The organism is Candidatus Limimorpha avicola (genome assembly GCF_056978975.1).
The window spans coordinates 1-19909 of record NZ_DBMCYK010000011.1 but is presented as its reverse complement, the minus strand read 5'-3'; the positions used below and the strand labels follow the sequence as shown (position 1 = coordinate 19909).

The 19909-nt window shown below is 38.6% G+C and carries 16 protein-coding genes and 1 tRNA gene; 11 read left to right on the top strand and 6 right to left on the bottom strand.

Features of this window, described 5'->3' with window-relative positions:
* Position 1 precedes the first annotated feature (1 nt).
* From ACZOVS_RS06335 to ACZOVS_RS06295, 9 genes are all read left to right on the top strand, one after another.
* Entirely contained in the window at positions 2-934 is a 933-nt protein-coding gene (locus ACZOVS_RS06335; RefSeq protein ID WP_483996390.1) for a hypothetical protein, read from the top strand.
* 17 nt (positions 935-951) lie between these two features.
* Positions 952-1611: a uracil phosphoribosyltransferase gene (gene upp, locus ACZOVS_RS06330; RefSeq protein WP_483996389.1), complete on the top strand. Its 660-nt coding sequence runs from the start codon at positions 952-954 to the stop codon at positions 1609-1611.
* 101 nt (positions 1612-1712) lie between these two features.
* On the top strand, positions 1713-2459 hold the full coding sequence (locus ACZOVS_RS06325) for a ComEA family DNA-binding protein (protein ID WP_483996388.1): 747 nt from the start codon (positions 1713-1715) through the stop codon (positions 2457-2459).
* A 217-nt stretch (positions 2460-2676) separates the two neighbouring features.
* On the top strand, positions 2677-3213 hold the full coding sequence (gene hpt, locus ACZOVS_RS06320) for a hypoxanthine phosphoribosyltransferase (protein WP_483996387.1): 537 nt from the start codon (positions 2677-2679) through the stop codon (positions 3211-3213).
* A gap of 17 nt (positions 3214-3230) precedes the next feature.
* Positions 3231-3803: an adenylate kinase gene (locus ACZOVS_RS06315; RefSeq protein ID WP_483996386.1), complete on the top strand. Its 573-nt coding sequence runs from the start codon at positions 3231-3233 to the stop codon at positions 3801-3803.
* A 67-nt stretch (positions 3804-3870) separates the two neighbouring features.
* A complete protein-coding gene (locus tag ACZOVS_RS06310; protein WP_483996385.1) occupies positions 3871-6255 on the top strand; it encodes a 4-alpha-glucanotransferase in 2385 nt (794 codons plus the stop codon).
* Positions 6256-6261: 6 nt separating this feature from the next.
* On the top strand, positions 6262-6897 hold the full coding sequence (locus tag ACZOVS_RS06305) for an HAD family hydrolase (protein ID WP_483996384.1): 636 nt from the start codon (positions 6262-6264) through the stop codon (positions 6895-6897).
* An 8-nt stretch (positions 6898-6905) separates the two neighbouring features.
* Positions 6906-7751 carry a deoxyribose-phosphate aldolase gene (gene deoC, locus ACZOVS_RS06300; protein ID WP_483996383.1) on the top strand — a complete coding sequence of 282 codons (846 nt, stop codon included), beginning with the start codon at positions 6906-6908 and terminating at the stop codon, positions 7749-7751.
* A 450-nt stretch (positions 7752-8201) separates the two neighbouring features.
* Positions 8202-8588 carry a transposase gene (locus tag ACZOVS_RS06295; RefSeq protein WP_483996382.1) on the top strand — a complete coding sequence of 129 codons (387 nt, stop codon included), beginning with the start codon at positions 8202-8204 and terminating at the stop codon, positions 8586-8588.
* 310 nt (positions 8589-8898) lie between these two features.
* Here the strand turns inward: ACZOVS_RS06295 and ACZOVS_RS06290 are convergent, their stop codons facing one another.
* Genes ACZOVS_RS06290 through era form a run of 4 tightly spaced genes read right to left on the bottom strand, consistent with a single transcriptional unit; the run spans position 8899 to position 12833 of the window.
* Complete coding sequence (locus ACZOVS_RS06290) at positions 8899-10182, bottom strand: aspartate kinase (RefSeq protein WP_483996381.1); 1284 nt, start codon at positions 10180-10182, stop codon at positions 8899-8901.
* 44 nt (positions 10183-10226) lie between these two features.
* Positions 10227-10613, bottom strand: coding sequence for an RNA-binding S4 domain-containing protein (locus tag ACZOVS_RS06285; protein WP_483996380.1), 387 nt, complete (start codon positions 10611-10613; stop codon positions 10227-10229).
* A 2-nt stretch (positions 10614-10615) separates the two neighbouring features.
* Positions 10616-11923, bottom strand: a complete 1308-nt coding sequence (gene der, locus ACZOVS_RS06280) for a ribosome biogenesis GTPase Der (protein WP_483996379.1) — start codon at positions 11921-11923, stop codon at positions 10616-10618.
* Between the two features lie 28 nt (positions 11924-11951).
* Complete coding sequence (gene era / locus ACZOVS_RS06275; protein WP_483996378.1) at positions 11952-12833, bottom strand: GTPase Era; 882 nt, start codon at positions 12831-12833, stop codon at positions 11952-11954.
* 91 nt (positions 12834-12924) lie between these two features.
* On the opposite strand from era, the gene ACZOVS_RS06270 reads away from it, so the two are divergent.
* A tRNA-Met gene (locus ACZOVS_RS06270) sits at positions 12925-12998 on the top strand.
* A gap of 280 nt (positions 12999-13278) precedes the next feature.
* Here ACZOVS_RS06270 and ACZOVS_RS06265 read toward each other — a convergent pair.
* Both ACZOVS_RS06265 and ACZOVS_RS06260 read right to left on the bottom strand, forming a co-directional pair.
* Positions 13279-14316, bottom strand: a complete 1038-nt coding sequence (locus ACZOVS_RS06265) for a deaminase (RefSeq protein WP_483996377.1) — start codon at positions 14314-14316, stop codon at positions 13279-13281.
* A 7-nt stretch (positions 14317-14323) separates the two neighbouring features.
* Positions 14324-14914 carry an LOG family protein gene (locus tag ACZOVS_RS06260; RefSeq protein WP_483996376.1) on the bottom strand — a complete coding sequence of 197 codons (591 nt, stop codon included), beginning with the start codon at positions 14912-14914 and terminating at the stop codon, positions 14324-14326.
* Positions 14915-15382: 468 nt separating this feature from the next.
* Between ACZOVS_RS06260 and ACZOVS_RS06255 the strand changes: the two genes are divergently transcribed.
* Positions 15383-19909, top strand: a 4527-nt coding sequence (locus ACZOVS_RS06255) for a fibronectin type III domain-containing protein (RefSeq protein ID WP_483996375.1), incomplete at its 3' end; no start/stop codon positions are given.

Sequence of the window (19909 nt, the reverse complement as noted above, 5' to 3'; positions counted from 1 at the left end):
GATGATAAAGTATTTGACACATAATCAGATTGACAAGGAAAAGTGGGACGACTGTATTTCGCTGTCGTTCAACGGTAATGTTTATGCCTGGTCATGGTATCTTGACATTGTACATCCTAATTGGGAAGCTCTGGTGGAGGATAATTACAAACGAGTTATGCCGTTGACTGGAGGCAGAAAGTTCGGAATTAATTATTTGTACCAACCTTTTTTTGTTCAGCAACTTGGGGTGTTCTCTCAAAAACAATTGTCTTCAGATGTTGTGAGTAATTTTATTTCCTCTATTCCTTCTAAATATCGTTTTGCAGAAATACGACTTAACATACATAATAAGTTTGATTCTGATACTTTAATTGTTGATTGTCATCGTAATGTGGAATTGGATCTTATTTCTGATTATGATAGTCTTTATAAGAATTATAACAATAACACAAAAAGAAATCTTGCCAAGGCTCATGCTAACGATATTGTCGTAGTGAAACAGATTAATCCTGAAATGATAATAAATCTGTTTAGGAATAATAAGGGGAAGGATGTAATACATTGGGGTAAAAAAGAGTACGACAGATTGTTACAGTTGATATATACTGCTATATATCATGATAGTTGTCTTTTATATGGTGCTGTTAGGGAAAACTCAGATAGTCTTGTGGCCGGCGCTGTTTTTATGTTCAGTCACGACAGAATAGTGTTCCTGTTTTCAGGTGCAGATGAAAGTAATACTGAAAATCATGCTTTGACGCTTGTATTGGATTATGTGATACATGATTTTAGCGGGACACAGAATACTCTCGATTTCGAAGGCTCCGACAGTGATAGTCTTGCCCGTTTTTATAAAGGGTTTGGAGGAAAAGAACTGTATTACAATGGAGTCAACTTCAATAAATTGAATGGTTTGGCTAAATGGGCGTTGAGAAAATGGAAAGGTAAATAACTAAAACTTAAATAATCATGATGAATATTGTAAACTTTGAAAAAACAAATTGTATAATCAATGAGTATATCGCAGAATTGAGAGATGTCAATGTCCAGACTGACAGAATGCGTTTTAGGAGAAATTTGGAACGCTTGGGAGAAGCAATGGCTTATGAGATAAGTAAGGTCCTTGAGTATAAGTCGGTCACAGTATCGACGCCTTTGGGAAGCAAAGATGTGAATCTGTTGAAAGAACAACCTGTCATTGCTACGGTGCTTCGTGCCGGCATACCTCTTCACCAGGGATTCCTCAATGTTTTTGACAAAGCCGACAGCGCTTTTATCGGTGCTCGACGTAAAAGCGATAAAAATGAAAATGTCGATATCTGTGTGGAGTATTATTCTGTGACAAATACTTCGAACAGAGTGCTGATTTTTGTTGACCCGATGCTCGCTTCAGGTTCATCGTTGATACAGTGTATCAGTATTATGAAAGATGATGATGTCAGACCTAAAAAATTGCATATAGTTGCAGCAATAGCAAGTGTCGATGGTATAGAATACCTGAAAAGAAATCTTCATGAAAAAGATGTTACATTATGGGTCGGCGCCATAGATGACGAGACAACGGCAAAATCTTATATAGTTCCGGGTCTTGGCGATGCCGGTGACCTCGCTTATGGTTCGAAAAAATAATTTCTTATCTGTTTCTTCGTATCTTTGATATGATGTTATTTGCTTTGTAGTACTGATGTCAGTTTGAATTCTGAACCTTTTTGAAACCAATTTTATGAACTATGACGGATAAGTTCAAGAAATCTTTTTTGTTCTCGAAAGGAGAACGTATGGCATTGTCTGTGTTATGTGTCTTTATCATTATATTATTTATTATCAATATATTGATAAAACAAAGACCTGTAAAGCATTCTTTTGTGGACTCAAATCTCGACTCCTTATTGATGGTGTATCATTCCGCTATTGACTCTTTAAGGAAAGCAGATTCTATTAACAAAAGCAAAATATTGTCGTATAAGGTTAATATTGTGAATGAAAAAAGTGATGACTGTAAAAATCATTACAAGGTAAAAGAAAGAAAAAAGACTGATAAATTTGAAAAAACTGAAAGAAAAGTATCCGGAAATATAGAAGTTCCTACTGTAGAATTGAATGTTGCTGATACGGTACAACTGAAAATGCTTCCCGGTATAGGCTCTTCTTTCTCAAAAAGAATTGTGGAATACCGTAAGTCTCTTGGTGGATATGTCAACAGTTCCCAACTGTTGGAAATATTTGGTATGGATACATTTAGATACAATGGTTTCTCGAAATATATTACCATAGATGTTTCAAAGATAAAGAAAATGAATGTCAATAACGATGACTTTAAAACATTGCTTGCACATCCTTATCTCGAATATGACGATGTAAAAGATATTTGTAATTATAGAGAGAAAAGAGGATTGATAACTTCGTGGGATATGTTAATACAGGTTATGAATAATAAACCGGATTCGTTATTGAGATACTACATTGAATATCAATAAAATATATTATGCTCCTCGATTTTGTGGATTAAATTTCATATTTTGTGTGCTTTGTTGTAGAAACTTTGGATGAAGTGTAAAGTTACTGTTGATAAAGGTATGATTTTTTATGCAGAAAAAAGTTGTTTAAAATCATTAGATATTTTTTGTGAATGTTTAACAAATTTGTATATTTGCATAATTTAAAGAGTTGTATTATTCGTCTAAAGCGTTAAATATGAACAGGATAAAAGTATTAGACAAAGAGTTTGACATTTTTATTAAGCAGGAGGATATAGAAAATGCCATACATGCGCTGGCAAAGCGTATCGATGAAGATATGAAAGGTCGTAATCCGCTGTTTCTTGTTATGTTGAATGGTGCATTTATGTTTGCTGCCGAATTGTTTAAAAGTCTGGAGATGGATTCTGACATCTCTTTTGTAAAATACAGTACTTATAGCGGTATGAGCAGTACCGGACGGGTGAATCAACTTATAGGATTATCGTCTAAAGTGGAAGGTCGTGATATTGTGATAGTTGAAGATATTATTGATTCCGGTTATACCATGAAATGTCTTATCGAAGACCTGAAAAACAGAAATGCCGGAAACATTAAGATTGCTACAATGTTATTTAAACCGAAGGCTTTTAAATATGATTACAATATTGACTATGTCGCTCTTGAGATAGGCAATGAGTTTATTTTGGGTTATGGTCTTGACTATAATGAATACGGACGTTCATATAAGGATATTTATATAATTGTAGAATAATCGTAAAATTACTCATCATGTTAAACATAGTAATTATCGGACCTCCTGGTGCGGGGAAAGGTACACAGTCTCAATATATTAAAGATAAATATAACCTTACTTATTTGTCAACAGGCGATATTCTCAGGGAAGAAATTGCCGCCGGCACAGATGTAGGCAAAATGGTTGACGATATTATAAAACATGGCAAACTCGTCCCCGATGAAATTGTCGTGTCTATAATAAGACATAAAGTGTTGTCTCATCTTTCATCTCCGGGATTCCTGTTTGATGGCTTCCCTCGTACTGTACATCAAGCTGTTATGTTGGATGACCTCATGAAGGAAAATAATTTGAAAATATCTGCCGTGTTGAGTCTCGATGTCTCTGTCGATGTACTGACAGCCCGTATGCTCGAAAGAGCCAAGACAAGTGGTCGTTCTGACGATAATGAAGAGACTATTATGCACCGTCTTCGTGAGTATAATGATAAAACCAAACCCGTGTTGGATTATTACGAAAAAAAAGGTAATCTCCATACTTTCTGCGGAGACCGTAAAATAGAAGAGGTGTTCAAAAGTCTTTGTGAAGTTATTGATGAAGTGAAATAATATTGTAAACATTTTAAAATTATGATTGTCTATATCATAAAATATGGACAATCATTTTTTATCTAATATGAAACAACATCCTCTCTATACCAAGCCTTTCTGTAAGGTTTTCTTTAAACCTGCATTTAATACTGCTCCTGAAAATAATCTCGGTGCCGGTAATGTGGTTCATTTTAGAATATCTGCTCCACGTGTGGGAAAAGATTATGCTCTTGCTCTTATCGGCAATGTTGATGTATTGGGAAAATGGGAGAAACCTTTGATAATGAGTAATAAAGATTATCCGATGTGGACGTTGGACGTGGAAAGGGACTCCTTGCCTGACAGAATAGAATATAAATATGTTATTGTAAATGTAAAGACAATGACAATTGCTACATGGGAGGACCGTTATAATAGAGTTGCTTATCTGCCTGATAATATTTCCTTTACCATAGAAGATTACGATTTTTGTTATCCTTTGGGCAATTGGAAAGGTGCCGGTGTCGCTGTGCCGGTGTTTTCGCTTCGTAACAAATTCAGTTTTGGCATTGGTGAGTTTTCCGACCTTAAATTGTTAGGCAAATGGTGCGCTTCTACAGGTTTGAAGATGATACAGATTCTTCCTGTCAACGATACAACGACAAATCGCGACTGGAATGATTCGTATCCTTATAAGTCTATATCAACCAACGCTTTACATCCTATCTACCTAAACCTGTCGCAGATGGGCACTCTCCGTGATGAAAAAGATAAACTTTATTTCGAGACTGCAAGAAAAACGCTTAATGCTCTCGATTTTGTGGATTATCCTTCCGTGATGCGTTATAAGGAGGAATATTTTAAAAAGATATTTGAACAGACATGGAGTGAGGTTAAGAATAATGCAGATTATATTGATTTTTATAATGATAATAAACAATGGCTGAAACCTTACGCTGTTTTCTGCTATTTGAGAGATACTTTCGGAACGGCAGATTTTTCTAAATGGAAAGACTTTGCAACATACGATGAGAAGGTTGTGGATATGCTTTGTTCGGAAACCAATAAGTTTTACAACGAGATTGCCATACATTTCTTTTTGCAATATCATCTCGACAGACAACTCCATGATGCCGTTGAGTATCTTCATTCTTTGAATGTTGTGTTAAAAGGCGATATGCCTATAGGTATCAGTCGCTACAGTGTGGAAGCATGGACTGAGCCTTCTCTCTTCAAACTCAACATGCAGGCTGGTGCCCCTCCGGATGCTTTCGCTTTTGAGGGACAGAATTGGGGCTTCCCTACCTATAACTGGAATGCCATGGAAAATGATGGCTTTCAATGGTGGTCGAACAGAATTAAACAACTTGACAAATATTTCGACGCTTTTAGAATAGACCATATTCTCGGATTCTTCCGTATATGGGAGATTCCTTTTGAATTTACACAAGGGGTGATGGGCCATTTTTGTCCCGCTTTGCCATATACTATAGATGAATTGAATTTTAATGGACTGAATTTCGATGTTGACAGAATGACTAAACCGTATATACGCGGTTATTTCTTATACGACTTTTTCGGAGATTTTACCGAAGAGGTTAAGAATACTTGTCTGTTAAATGTTTATGATGATGTTTTTGTCTTAAAATCGGAGTTTGACACACAACGTAAGATATCGGACTTTTTTAATGGCTCCGATGATAAGTCGTTGAGAATAAGAAATGGTTTGATTTCATTGGCAGGACAAGTGCTTTTCGTTGAAGACCCTTATTCTGAACTACCGTCTTATCATCCCAGAATATCTTTACAATATACTTATTCTTACCGTGATTTACCTGATTATCAGAAGAATATTATTAACAGACTTTATGATGACTTTTTTTATCGTCGGCATGAGATATTTTGGAAAGAAGAAGCTTTGAGAAAGTTGCCGGTGATGATTCAGAATGGTGGCATGCTGGTATGCGGCGAAGACCTCGGCATGTTGCCGGATACTGTTAAAGATGTGATGCAACAACTTAACATTCTCAGTCTCGAGGTGCAACGTATGCCTAAAAATGTCAATGACGCTTTTGTCAATCCTTTGCATAACCCTTATCTTAGTGTCGATACTACCTCGACACATGATATGTCAACATTGAGAGGCTGGTGGGAGGAGAATGGTTCTTTGTCGAATAAATTTTATCATGAGATGCTGCATCATAGTGAAAGCGCGCCTTTTTTTGCAGAACCGGAGGTGTGCCGTGAAATAATATCTCAACATTTACGTTCATCTTCAATGTGGGTGATAATTCCGATACAGGATTATTTGTCCATGGATGGAGAATTGAGATGGTCGCAAACACGAAAAGAACAAATAAACGACCCGGCAAATCCTGATAATCACTGGTGTTATAGGATGTTTCAGGATATTAATGATTTGTTGGATGATGATTTTAACGGTTTATTATTTGATATGGTTGATTCGTCGGGACGGAATTCGGATTATTGAAATGAAATGAGAAAATTTGCTGTATTGTTTGATTTAGATGGGACTTTGCTCGATACGGAGTGCCAATATTCAACATTTTGGGAGTCGCAATGTTTGAAATATCATAATGATAAGGATATTGCATTGCAGATAAAAGGCACTACGCTGAAAAGTATTGTCACACGTTATTTTTCTTTTGACGAGAAAGTTACAAAACAAGTGCTTGAAGACTTGTATGACTTTGAATCTAAGATGACATTCCCTTTTGTGAAAGGTGCAGAAAGATTTATTAAAGAATTGAATGATAATGATATACCTGTTGCTGTCGTAACAAGTTCCGATATGAATAAAATGAGAAATGTCTTTACAGCACACCCGGATTTTAAAGATTTGTTCGACGTTTTTCTGATGGCTGAGGATTATACTGAAAGCAAACCTTCTCCCGAATGTTTTCTTGTTGCAGCTGAACGACTTGGAGTTATGCCACAAGACTGTTTTGTTTTTGAGGATTCCGAACTCGGCATTGAGGCGGGTAACCGTGCCGGCATGACAGTGGTCGGTTTGTCAACAACTTTACCTGTTGAGTTTGTGTCAAGTCGGGTGAAACTGTGTATCCCTGATTTCGAAAATATCAATATTGAAAAACTAATGTCTCTAAAATGAATATCGATATGAATTTTCACGATTATGATTATTCCGAAAGTGTTCTTGTCGAAAGAATAAACACTATATTGAAAAGACAGAAAGAAAACGATGACAGAAAGAAATCTCTTGAAACGGTCTTTCAATGTATTGACTATACAACTTTAGAGGGCTCTGACAATCAAGATAAAATCAACGCTTTTTGTGCTAAGGCAATGTCGTTCGGCAATAATGCACTTCATCTGTCACTGCCTGCTGTTTGCATTTACAGCCCTTTCGTAAGACAGGCAAAGATTTTGTTGAAGGATAGTGGCATAAAGGTGGCTACCGTTGCATGTGCTTTCCCTTCAGGTCAGATGCCTCTTGACTTGAAAATCAAAGAAGTGGAATATTGTGTCAAGGAAGGTGCTGATGAAGTCGATATGGTGATATCAAGAGGAACTTTTCTTGCCGGCAATTATGATGATGTTTATAATGAGATATGTGCTGTTCGTGAGGTGTGCAAATGTCCTGTCCATCTTAAAGTCATTCTTGAAACGGGTGAGCTGAAGACTGTCGCCAATATCAGAAAGGCAAGCGAGCTCGCTATCATGGCAGGCGCCGATTTTATCAAGACTTCTACAGGCAAGATAGCCGATGCTGCAACGCCTCTTGCTGCCATTGTTATGATAGACACAGTAAAAGAATATTATGACAATACAGGAATAATGATAGGCTTCAAACCAGCTGGCGGTATGAAAACTGTAGATGACGCTTTGACTTATTATTATTTGGTGAGAGATATTCTCGGAGACAAATGGCTAAACAGCAAGTACTTCCGTATAGGCACAAGTCGTCTTGCCGACAAGGTGCAGGAAGAAATGATGACTTTATGACAAAAATGTCATATTGTCCGGACGGCTTAACAGCGAAATATACTTGACTTTTCGGATTTGACATGAAAATGTTTAATCCGGATTTTAGAAATTATAATGTAAAAGGTATATCTATAGGATTTTATTTAAGGCTGAAGATTTTAGGCGTTCAGATGAAAATGGGAGAAGAATATTTGTAACATTTGAATTTAATGAGAATGGACTTTTAAAATCAGATTTAAAAATTGTGTTAAGAATAACCATGATGTCAAGAATAATTTAAGTCCTGATAAGGAGACACAAAACAAGAATGACGACCTGTTTTAAAATAAATTTAGCATTCCGACAGCGCGTGCCGTATGACATGATTATAACCATGGGATTTATTATGGACGATATGTACAGCAAACCATACAACATTGTTTCAGGGAAATTGCAGATAGTGAAATGCTGTTGTCTGAAATTTGCAGGATGGCAACGGAAAATTTACAGAACGTTGCAGCACATTATCCGTATGTAGAGATTCCGTTATTCGTGGTAATGCCGAATCACATCCATGCAATTGTAATTATTGATGAATCAATAACCAAATGCGTAGAGACGCTGCGCGCCACGTATCTATGTGGAATGAATCATATATCAGATATTAAAAATGGACGTGGATTATTATCTGTTGTTGTAGGAGGATTGAAATCTGTCATCACAAAAATATCGAACCAACAAAAAATTCCTTTTGCTTGGCAATCTCGTTTTTACGATTATATTATATGTAATCATAATGAATTGAACCGTATTGTTGAATACATAAAAAACTATATTGACAATCGGCAAACTGATAAATTGAATAAATCGGAATAATTATTTCACACTTCAACGAACATGCTCTTTAAACGGTTAATATTGAATTGTTATTGAATGAAGTTTTTTTATATCAATTGAAAATAAATCTGTTGTTCCACTGTATTGTATTCTGTCATTCTCGAGCTTAGAAAAGGTAAATGCCGGATGGCTCACAAATTAACTGCCGTGTCATCGATTTTATGTATTTAGGATACAATCAGGATACAATCAGGATACATGATGGATACAAATTGGATACATGATGGATACAAAAAGGATACATCTGCACTTTGAATGTTGATATTTCTTTTTCTTGTACAGATATTGTTTATAATGTTTTTTCTGCTTCAAGCACAAGTTGAAGCGAGAGACGGTTGCGCTGCTCCAGAAGTATCTTTCTGTTTCCTACAAAGTCTTTTTCCAAGCCTTCTTTATAATGTCGTATGGTAAACAACTGTAAGTCGTTGTTGTATCTCACCTTGAAAATGGAAGACAGTGCAGCGGTGAGTTTGGAAAGTTTTCTGTCGTCTTTGTCATAGCATATTGTCAATGCCAAAGCTGATGTCTGAATCAAGTTGGAGTGTATGTCGAATTCATCGAGAGTCCTGAACAGAAAAGCTAAGTTGTTCTCATTCATGAAAGAGAAATCGTTGGAGGAAATGCTGACGAGTGTTTGTCTGTCTTTTACTATATATGATGCCACATAATTGATATAATCCTTGCTTCCGTCAATAGTTGTAGGTTCGAGGCTGCTATTCAGGAAACAGCGGACATATAGAGGTATGTTTTTGTTTTGTAGCGGTTTGATGGTTTTGGGGTGTATCACTGATGCCCCATAGAATGACAGTTCAATGGCTTCGGAATATGACAAGTGCGGGATTTTCTGTGTTATCGGGAAGCGTTTGGGGTCGGCATTGCGTATTCCATCGACATCTTTCCATATTGTCAATGACTCAGCGTCGAGCAGATTGGCAAATATGGCAGCACTGAAGTCGGAGCCTTCTCTGCCTAAGGTTACCGTGGTATATGGTTTTTCCGATGCACCAATAAAGCCTTGTGTTATATACAGTGTGCCGTCGTGTTCTTCATTAAGTTTTTCTATTCTGATGCGACATTCGTCCCAGTCCGGGTTGGCGGCTCTGAAACGGTGGTCGGTGATTATATAACTTCTTGCATCGAGAAGTTTGTTTGTCATACCTTGGTCATTAAGATATGCCGATATTATGGCGGTGGAAATCAACTCTCCGTAACAAACAGTCTGATCATATTGATAGTCATAGTCATATCCTGTGTCTTGCAGTTTAAGATAAAGTTCTAACATCAGATTGGTGACGGTATCGAATACGGGATGTTCGTTATTGCCTTCGAAAAGGTCGGTCATGATAGTCTCGTGATAAGATGTTATCTCGCTAATGGCATCTACACCGAGATGACCGTCGGCATTACGGAATTTCTCCAATGCCTTTTCTATTGCGTTGGTAGTCTTTCCCATGGCAGAGATAACGAGTATGGTATCTTTGATATCTTCTTCACGGAGTATCTTAGTCATGTTACGTACAGCTTCTGCATCTTTTACAGAGGCGCCGCCGAATTTGAAAACTTTTTTTATCATCTCAACTGTATTGTCATGTTAACAACGGCAAAACTGTAATAATATTACTGTTCTGTATTTTTCAGTTTATCCATCATACGTCTGTCTTTTTTGGTAGGACGACCGCTGCCTTTGTCGCGGTATTCGCTTTTGTAGGCACGCATGAACTCTATGCGTTCGTATTCCTCTGCCGGTGTCAGGTCGGTGTAAACTTCCGGCACCAACTTGGGAGAGACACGGTTTTTCGGTATGCTTTTGACTTGTACAGTCTTGTGCAGTTGTCCGAGATGTACTTCTATCACCTCATCTGTTTTGATGGTATGAGAAGGTTTCATGGAAATGTCGTTTATTTTCACCTTGCCGCTTTTACAGGCATCGGAGGCAAGGGTACGTGTCTTGAAAAGTCGTGCGCACCACAACCATTTGTCAAGTCTCAGTTCTTCGTCATTCATAGTTATTTCTCTCTGAAAAACAATTGAATGGGAACGCCGTGGAAATTCCAGTTTTCTCGTATTTTGTTCTCGAGGAAACGGCTGTACGGCTCTTTGATGTCTTTGGGCAGGTTGCAGAAAAAAATGAACTGCGGAGTGGGACTTTTCAGCTGTGTGATATATTTTATCTTGATATATCTCCCGCGTGAGGCAGTCTGTTGAGGAGCATTGTTGATAATTTCCAACATGGTATCATTCAGCTCGCGTACCGGTATTTTACGTTCTCTGTTTTCATAAACCTTGTGAAGAGTCTCAAGAACCTTGAAAGTCCTTTGGCGGTTGATGGCAGAGGTGAAGATGATGGGGTAGTCGGTGAATGGTGCAGTGTGTTCCCTTATGTTTTTTTCAAAAGAAAGATGGGTGTTGGAGTTTTTATCTATGAGGTCCCATTTGTTGACGACAATGACAAGTCCTTTTTTGTTTTTTTCTATGAGGCGTAAGATGTTCATGTCTTGTGCCTCGAAACCCTGCGTGGCATCTATTATGAGAGCGGCTACATCGCATTCTTCTATGGCGCGTATGGAACGCATGACGGAATAAAACTCTATATTTTCAGTCACCTTGCTTTTTTTACGCAATCCGGCGGTGTCAACAAGAATGAAGTCCATGCCGAAAGCATTGAAACGTGTGTTGTTGCTGTCGCGTGTGGTGCCGGCTATGTCGGTCACAATGTAACGCTCTGTACCGAGGAAGGCATTTATCATTGAAGACTTGCCCACATTGGGACGTCCTACTACGGCAAAACGCGGCAGTCCGGAATAATCTTCGGTGTTGTCGTTGGGAAGATGTTTTATCATTTCGTCGAGTAACTCGCCCGTGCCTGTGCCTGTCATTGCGGAAAATGGGAATATCTCGCCGAGACCGAGGGCGTAAAATTCTGATGCATCGTTGTATTTGCTCGGTATATCGGTCTTGTTGACGGCGAGAATGACATTTTTCTTTGTCTTGCGAAGTACGGTGGCGACATCTTCGTCCAAGACATGAATGCCCTCTTGTCCGTCAACGACAAAGATAATGACATCGGCTTCATCAATGGCGAGGTCCACTTGTTTTCTTATTTCCTCTTCGAAGATGTCATCAGAGCCGACGACATAACCGCCCGTGTCAATTATGGTGAATGTCTTTCCGCACCAGTCGCTGTGTCCGTAATGTCTGTCACGAGTTACGCCGCTGGTCTCTTCCACAATAGCCTGTCGTGTCTTTACCAATCTGTTGAATAATGTCGATTTGCCGACATTGGGCCTTCCTACTATAGCAACAATATTACTCATAATATATATTTTCCTTTAATGATGTATGTTATGTCTCATAACCGAAGTGTCGCAGTTCATCTTCATTGTCTCTCCAGTCTTTATCGACTTTCACTTTTAGGTCGAGGTATATCTTTTTGCCTGTAAATTCTTCAATGTCGGCACGTGCCATGATGCCGGTCTTTTTTATGGCAGAGCCGCCTTTGCCGATAAGTATGGCTTTTTGTGATTCCCTGGCAGCATAAATGGTAGCTATAATGTTGATCATCTTGTTGGTTTCTTCGTATGCATCTACAGCAACTTCAACGGAATAAGGTATCTCCTGTTTGTAGTTCAACAAAATCTTTTCCCTTATAATCTCCGTGATGAAGAATCGCATGGAACGGTCTGTCAGTTCGTCTTTGGGAAAGTAAGGCGGACTGAGCGGCAGTTTTTCCAAGATACAGTCGAATATATGTTTTACATTGGCATGATGCAAGGCGGAAACGGGGAATACAGTGCATCCCGGCAATGTCTCATTCCAGAAATTTACTGCGGTCGCGACATCTTCCTGGTTTGATAAATCTATCTTGTTAAGTAAAACAAAAACAGGTACTTCCATTTTTTTGAGACGTTCAACCGTAGGCTCATCGATTTTTTTGTCTGTGATATCAACTACATACAATATTAAATCAGCATCTATGAAAGCGACATTCACAAACTGATTCATAATCTCATGCATTTTGTATGCAGGATTTTTTATTATGCCGGGAGTATCGGAAAAGACAATTTGAAAGTCGTCTCCATTCACTATTCCGAGTATTCTGTGCCTTGTTGTCTGTGCCTTTGATGTGATGATAGATATCTTTTCTCCCACAAGGTCATTCATTAAAGTCGATTTACCGACATTAGGTTTTCCTATAATATTGACATAACCAGCTTTATGATTCATAAAAAAAAATTTCAAAAAAACTTGACATGCAAAGATAGTTTATTTATCTTTGCAGTCTGAAATAAGAAGATAAATTTTTTTAAATTCATATTGCGGGGTGGAGCAGTCCGGTAGCTCGTTGGGCTCATAACCCAAAGGTCGGTGGTTCAAATCCGCCCCCCGCTACAAGGGAAGTCGCAAGGTGCGGCTTCTTTTTTTTGTTTAAAAAATTAGATATAGAGCAGTCATAATGCTGTGATTCAAGCATTTTTTATATATTTTTGGTAATCGTTTAAAGCGATTTTATGTAATCTGGATACATAAAAATAACTTCCTATCTGAATATCAGGTAGAAAGTCTATTCATTAGGATAATAAAATCGATTAATTTGGTAAGTTGTCCTAAATAAAAAAATATTTGATTATATTGGAATTTGTCATGCAATATGATTCAAAAATCTTGTTATTTATTGATTATCATATTGTTGTACTTCATCATAAAAATATTCGAGTTTTACTCCGGCTTCTTTGAACATTTTCTCGGAATCGGATCCGTCGTGATATTTTCTTTGACAGACGACTCTAGTAATGCCGCAGTTAATGATAAGCATAGCGCATGTACGGCAAGGAGTCATGCGGCAGTACAGCGTACTTCCTTCGAGAGCGATACCTCGTCGTGCAGCCTGGGTTATGGCATTTTGTTCTGCATGTACGGTCCTGACGCAATGTTGAGTGATATGACCGTCTTCATGTATCATCTTCTTGAAAAGATGTCCGACATCATCGCAATGCGGCAATCCTCTTGGTGAACCTACATATCCGGTGACTAAGATCTGTCTGTCTTTTACTATGACACAGCCGCTTCTGCCTCTGTCACAAGTGGCTCTTTCAGCTACTGTATCTGCAAGATTCATGAAATATTCGTCCCATGACGGTCGGTGATGTTCTTTGTCTTCAATATCTTTCAGGACTTTTTCAACCTGAACATATAGATCTTCAATGCTTCCGTTGTTTTGAAATATAAAGTCAGCCTGTCTGACACATTCTGCAATATTTTGTTTGTTCGGGTCTTGTGATGACAGTTCTCTTTCTTCGTTGGCGACGAAAGTCTCGAAGCTGACATTGTCGGTCTCTGAATGACGTTCTTTAATACGCTGATAACGAACTTCTCTGTCAGCATCTACAGCGAACAGAGTAAAATGACCTTTGGAACGTAACGAAGCCACCTCTCCCGGAGTACGGACACTTTCAATGACAGCATTTTTACCTGCGATACAAGCCTGTTCATATAAACAGTCGATTATATAACTTGGACTGTGAGTAGCTCTCAAATCATTGGCAACCATTGTCAAAGTGTCACGATTGACATCCAATCCCCTGTTTTGTATTTCTTTTGCGATAAAGGCTCGGACAGAATAATGTATGTATCCTTTTTTCTCAATAAGGTATTCTACAATAGTACCTTTGCCAGCACCGAGTGTTCCGGTAATTCCTATTATGTTCATGACGGTGTTATTTACTTTCTTCTTTAATATCTTTAATCCAACCTCCTATTTCTATAGGTTTAAAGTTATTGAGACTGTCAACTATAGTTTTGGGATTGTCGGAGATTATAATGTTGTTTTTATGTTCTTGACGGATAAAACCCTCATGTATGGCATGGTCGATAAATTCAATTAAATGATTATAATAACCATTAACATTATATAAAGCCACAGGTTTATCAATGATACGCAGTTGGTTGAGGACCACCACTTCGAACAATTCGTCCAAAGTTCCGAATCCTCCCGGCATCGCAATGAAAGCATCAGATTTTTCAATGAGCAGATTTTTGCGTTCCGACATACTGTTCACTTCAATCATTTTTGTTATGCCGGAATGACCTATTTCCATATTCAATATCAGTTTTGGCATAACACCAATAACAGTGTTGTTGGATTTTAACATGTAATCGGCAATGATTTTCATCAATCCGACATCACCACCTCCATAATACAGGATATGACCATTATCGGCAAGAACTTTGCCAAGGGCAGCCGCTGCTTCCTGATAACAATAGTCGTTGCCCATACTACTTCCGCAAAAAACGCATATTTTTTTCATAATGATAAAAATATTATGCAAAATTATCAAAAAAATTTTGTTTTATTAAAAATGTTTAATAATTTTGACACGACACTTTATAAATAGGTGGAAATACGGTTTTGTTGATATTTTGATGACAAAACTGTTAATCAATATGATATGATGTTTTATGTTTTATAGTAATCTCTTTCAGTTTAGAAATGTTCTAAATTCAAAAAAAATGTTAAAAAACTCTTTATTTTGAGAGGGATTTTTTTGTTTGAATTGTCATAATAATGATTGTTTGATTGGTTTAGTGTGTAAGGAATCGTTCTGTTTTTGGTGTGATAAAAAATGTGCTACTGAGAATTAGTCGCAATGTCGAAATAAGAGTATAGAAAAGTGGATTTTATGGCATTAATGACTAAAGTGATTAAAGTTTGATGTTTTGACATCGCAAGATGTTTAATCATAATTAACATATTTATTAACAAAAACTAACACACAATGAAAAGATTTTTAGTTGGTTTACTGTTATTGGTGCTAATAGCGCCTATGACAGTAAAGGCCGATGAAATAATCATCGGCACAGGGACGGTAACGACTTATAGTGCGCCGTTCAACAATTTCTACAAGAACTCATGGAATGAGACAATCTATCCCGCGAGTTCTTTCTCTTCAGCATGTGTAATTAACTCAGTCGCTTATGAAGTGGCAACAGCATCGCCTGTTACCATGTCAACACTGAAAATTTACATGGGAGAGACATCAAGGTCAACGTTTTCATCTACTTCAGACTGGACGCCTGAGTCAGATCTTACGTTGGTTTATTCGGGTACCAATGTGGTCATTGGTTCCACAACAGGTTGGCAAGAGATTCAACTTGATTCTCCATTCACCTATGAAGGTGAAGATAATCTTGTGATAGTAGTATCGAAGACTACAGCAAATTATTCATCATCTCTGAAGTTTTACTATACTTCGGAAACGAATACATGCATGTATCGTCAAAGTGACTCTGATTTGTCTTATGCCGAATATCCAACAGGAGTAGGTACAAGAACTGCCTACAAGGCTAATGTCAAACTTAATGTAACTCCATTTGTGTTGACATGTCACAAGCCTACTGCAGTGGAACTCATCGGTGCTACACCAACAACCATTACAATGGGTTGGACTCCTTATCCCGGAACAGGTGCATTCGATGTTTATATCAGTGATGAAGAAGCACCTTCAGCTACTACAACTCCTACTGCTTCGAATATAACAGATACATCTTATACATTTACTGGTCTTACAGGTGGAACAGTATATAACTGTTATGTAAGAACAAATTGTGGTGATGGAGATGTGAGCGGTTGGCGTTCGATTACAGCGTGTACCGAACCGGATTTTAGTGGTAATGGTACAGAGAGCAGTCCGTATCTTCTTTATTCAAAGGCAGATTTGGATGCATTGACATCTGTAATGTCGAATGGTTGGACAACATCAGGCAAATATTTCAAGGTGATGCGTGATATTGACGGTATTACATCATCTATAGGTGTTAATACTGCTTTTGAAGGTTATTTCGATGGTAATGGCTATTCCATTGAGGTTGATATCAATGGGGCAGGCAGTGTAGGTCTGTTCTCTGCTCTTGATCCAGGTGCTGTTGTATCTAATGTTACAGTGAATGGTTCAATTGTCAGTACCGGTACTAAGGTGGGTGGTATTGTCGGAGATGTTAATCTAAGTTCTTCTGAAACTGGTGATGAAGATATTTATATCATCAATTGTGTAAATAATGCTACTATCAATGCTTCTGTAAGTTATGTTGGTGGTATTGTCGGTTATTATAATGGCAAGAATGATGAAACAACTTCTCATCTTTATGTTGTTGATTGTATTAATAGAGGTGACATATTTGGCTCCGGTTCATATCATGGCGGCATAGTTGGATATTTAACATATTATGGTGTGGTGGACAACTGTACCAACAGAGGTGATGTGAATGGTCAAAGCTATAGTGCCGGTATTGTAGGCCGTTCTTATGGAAGATGTGTTGTACAAAACTGTGCTAATATCGGAGATATAATAGCTACTACATACAGTGGTGGTATAGTAGGTTATAACTACGGCTCGATTTTACGTAACAGTTATAATATAGGTGATGTTACAGGTTCTTCATACTGCGGCGGTATTGCAGGATATAACTATGCATACAACTATACGGGTTATGGTCGTGTTGACAACTGTTATAACGGTGGTGTTCTTACTGCAACATCAACTACAACCTCAGGTGCTGCAATAGGTTATCAGGGCTATTCTTCAACCGGATATTATGGATATGCTACCGGTTTGTATTATCTCGATGGCAGTTACAGTATAGCTATTGGTTCTAATTCCAATACAACCCAAGTTCAATATCTTGTAAGATTTACTCAAGATGAGAACGATCCTACAGTATGTACGCTTCTTGCTCCGGGTTATGGTGGTTCAACAGATTTGCGTACAGCTCTAAACGACTGGATAAATGGTGATGAAGAATATAATGAATGGTTGACAGATATTTATGGAAACAACCACTACTTCCCGACATTTGTCGTTGGCAATCCTCCGGGATTGGAAGTGACACCTAATCCTCTCGCAATGGGTCCCCGTCCTGTTGGTTCCTGGATGCATAACGAGACACTTACATTGACCAATACGGGACAGATTCCTGTCGATGTTTCAACAATGGATTTTGCTAATACAAACTTCTTTGTTCTCGATGCTAATGCAAATAATCCGGAACTTCCTGTCACTGTTGACCCTGAAGAATCAATAGATATTTATGTTACAACCAATCCTGATGCTACAACTTCTGCTGGTATGGTTACTGCTGAATTTGTTGCTGTTTGGAATAACAATGTACGTAGTGTATCAACAGCCACAATAACTGCTGAGGCATATATTCCTGTTGTGCCAGATGTGGTTGAGACACCACAAACAGTGTCAACATATCCTTATTCTACAACACAAAGCACAAGCAGTATTTATGATAACTATGAACTTCCCGGCGAGAATTCGGATGGTCCTGACGGTGTATATAAACTTGTTATCACTGAAGATGCAATTCTTAATATTGAGATGACTGAAGGTAACAATCCTAAGTTGGCTTTATATAGTGAAGATTTCAATGGACAAGATGGTCCCGGCATTGACAATTACTATACCGGACCTGAGATCGGTGCCGGTGGTGGTGCAACAGAAGAGTTCTTATTTGACCAAGCTGATATGGTGACACATCCAGGACAAGGTGCTGGTGGCAGTGACGTTTCAGCAATATGCGGTTCTGGAATTAATTATGGTCCAAATGCCAACTGGGCTACAGGTGCCGGTACGTATTATTTGCTCGCTGATGATTTTGTATGTGAGACAGAAACAACCATTAACGAGATGGAATTTTATGGTTATCAGACAGGCTCAGGTCTGACATCAACATTTACAGGTTTGTATTTGCAGATTTTCGATGGTAATCCTATGGAAGGAGGTCAGCCTGTATGGGGAGACAACGCAACAAATCTAATGTCATCTACAGAATGGACAGGTATATACAGAACAACAGCAACGGCTCTTACATCGACAGACCGTCCGATTATGAAAGTTGTGGCTTCCGGCCTGGATATCACCCTTCAATCCGGGACATACTGGGTGACAGTAGGCTTTACAGGTTCGTTGTCAAGTGGTCCTTGGGGTGTTCCGAGAGCTATCTGGGGACAGAGCGTTTCAGGTAATGGTCTGCAAAAAACTTCAACAGGTTGGACTATTTGGGATGACAGCGGACAACAGGGCCTTCCTATGATATTGAGAGGTTTTAGTGAAAGAGGTTCTTTCATGCTCAGCCCGTTGGCACAAGAACCTAATATCGGTTCAGGTTCAATGGAAATTGCCGATATGATGACAGAGGAAGAAATGACACAGGTGCCTAATAATCGTGATGAGTATCCTGTCAGTTTCGGAGGTGATAATCCTATCACTAATTTGACAGTAACACCAGGAACATATTATCTCGTAGCTTCTTCGACAAGTGCGCAATATATTCTTAATGTTGATAAGGCAACTATTCCTGCTCCATTACCGGCTGTTGCAGTTTCTCCGGCTAATGGTGAATCTAATGTCACTTCCCCTGTGACATTGAGATGGACATTGGGACAGTTTACAACTGAATATCAACTTTTGATGGGAACTACATATCCTCCATCAGAGGTCGTCGTGGATTGGACAGATGACTTGGCACAAAGTTATACAACAGGTGTGTTACTTAATAACAAGAACTATTTCTGGAGAATTAATGAACGTAATGTTTCTGGTATAACAGAAGGTGAGGTGTGGGGATTCACCACCACGTTGAATATTCCTCAGGACCTTGTTGCTGCCGATTACGAACTTTATGAAGGCGAAGCTGCAGAATTGAGCTGGACAGCAGTGCAGGATCGTAACTCCAAGTCGATACGCGGATATAACGTCTATCAGGACGGCGTAAAGGTAAATGATGCTGTTATTCCGACGAATTCATACGATGTGGAGGGTCTGACATACAATATGGAAGGCTATGAGTTCAATGTGACGGCTGTTTATGACGAGGGAGAATCCGCAATGTCAGAAGGCATTTTGGTACGTGTAAGCGGCAACGGAATTGTAAGCGGAACAGTGTTTGAACAGGATGGTGCAACGACAATAGAAGGAGCCACAGTGACATTCACGGGATTGGATGAATACGGAGTCGAACAGACATTCAGTTTCACCACCGGTTCAGACGGAACATATTATGGTGAGGTTCTCGTCGGAGAGTATTCTGCAACAGCATCAAAAGCCGGTTATCAAGATGCTTCGTATATTAATGAAGAAGGTGAACCTGTCGTCTTATTTGTTTATGACGTAGAGACGCCGGATATTAATATAATAATGTATGAAGAGTATAATCCTGTAGCGGAAGTGATAGCGGAAGAGGTGAGCGACGAGATGGTGAAGGTAAGCTGGAGCTGGAGCATGATGAGTGCATTGATAGAA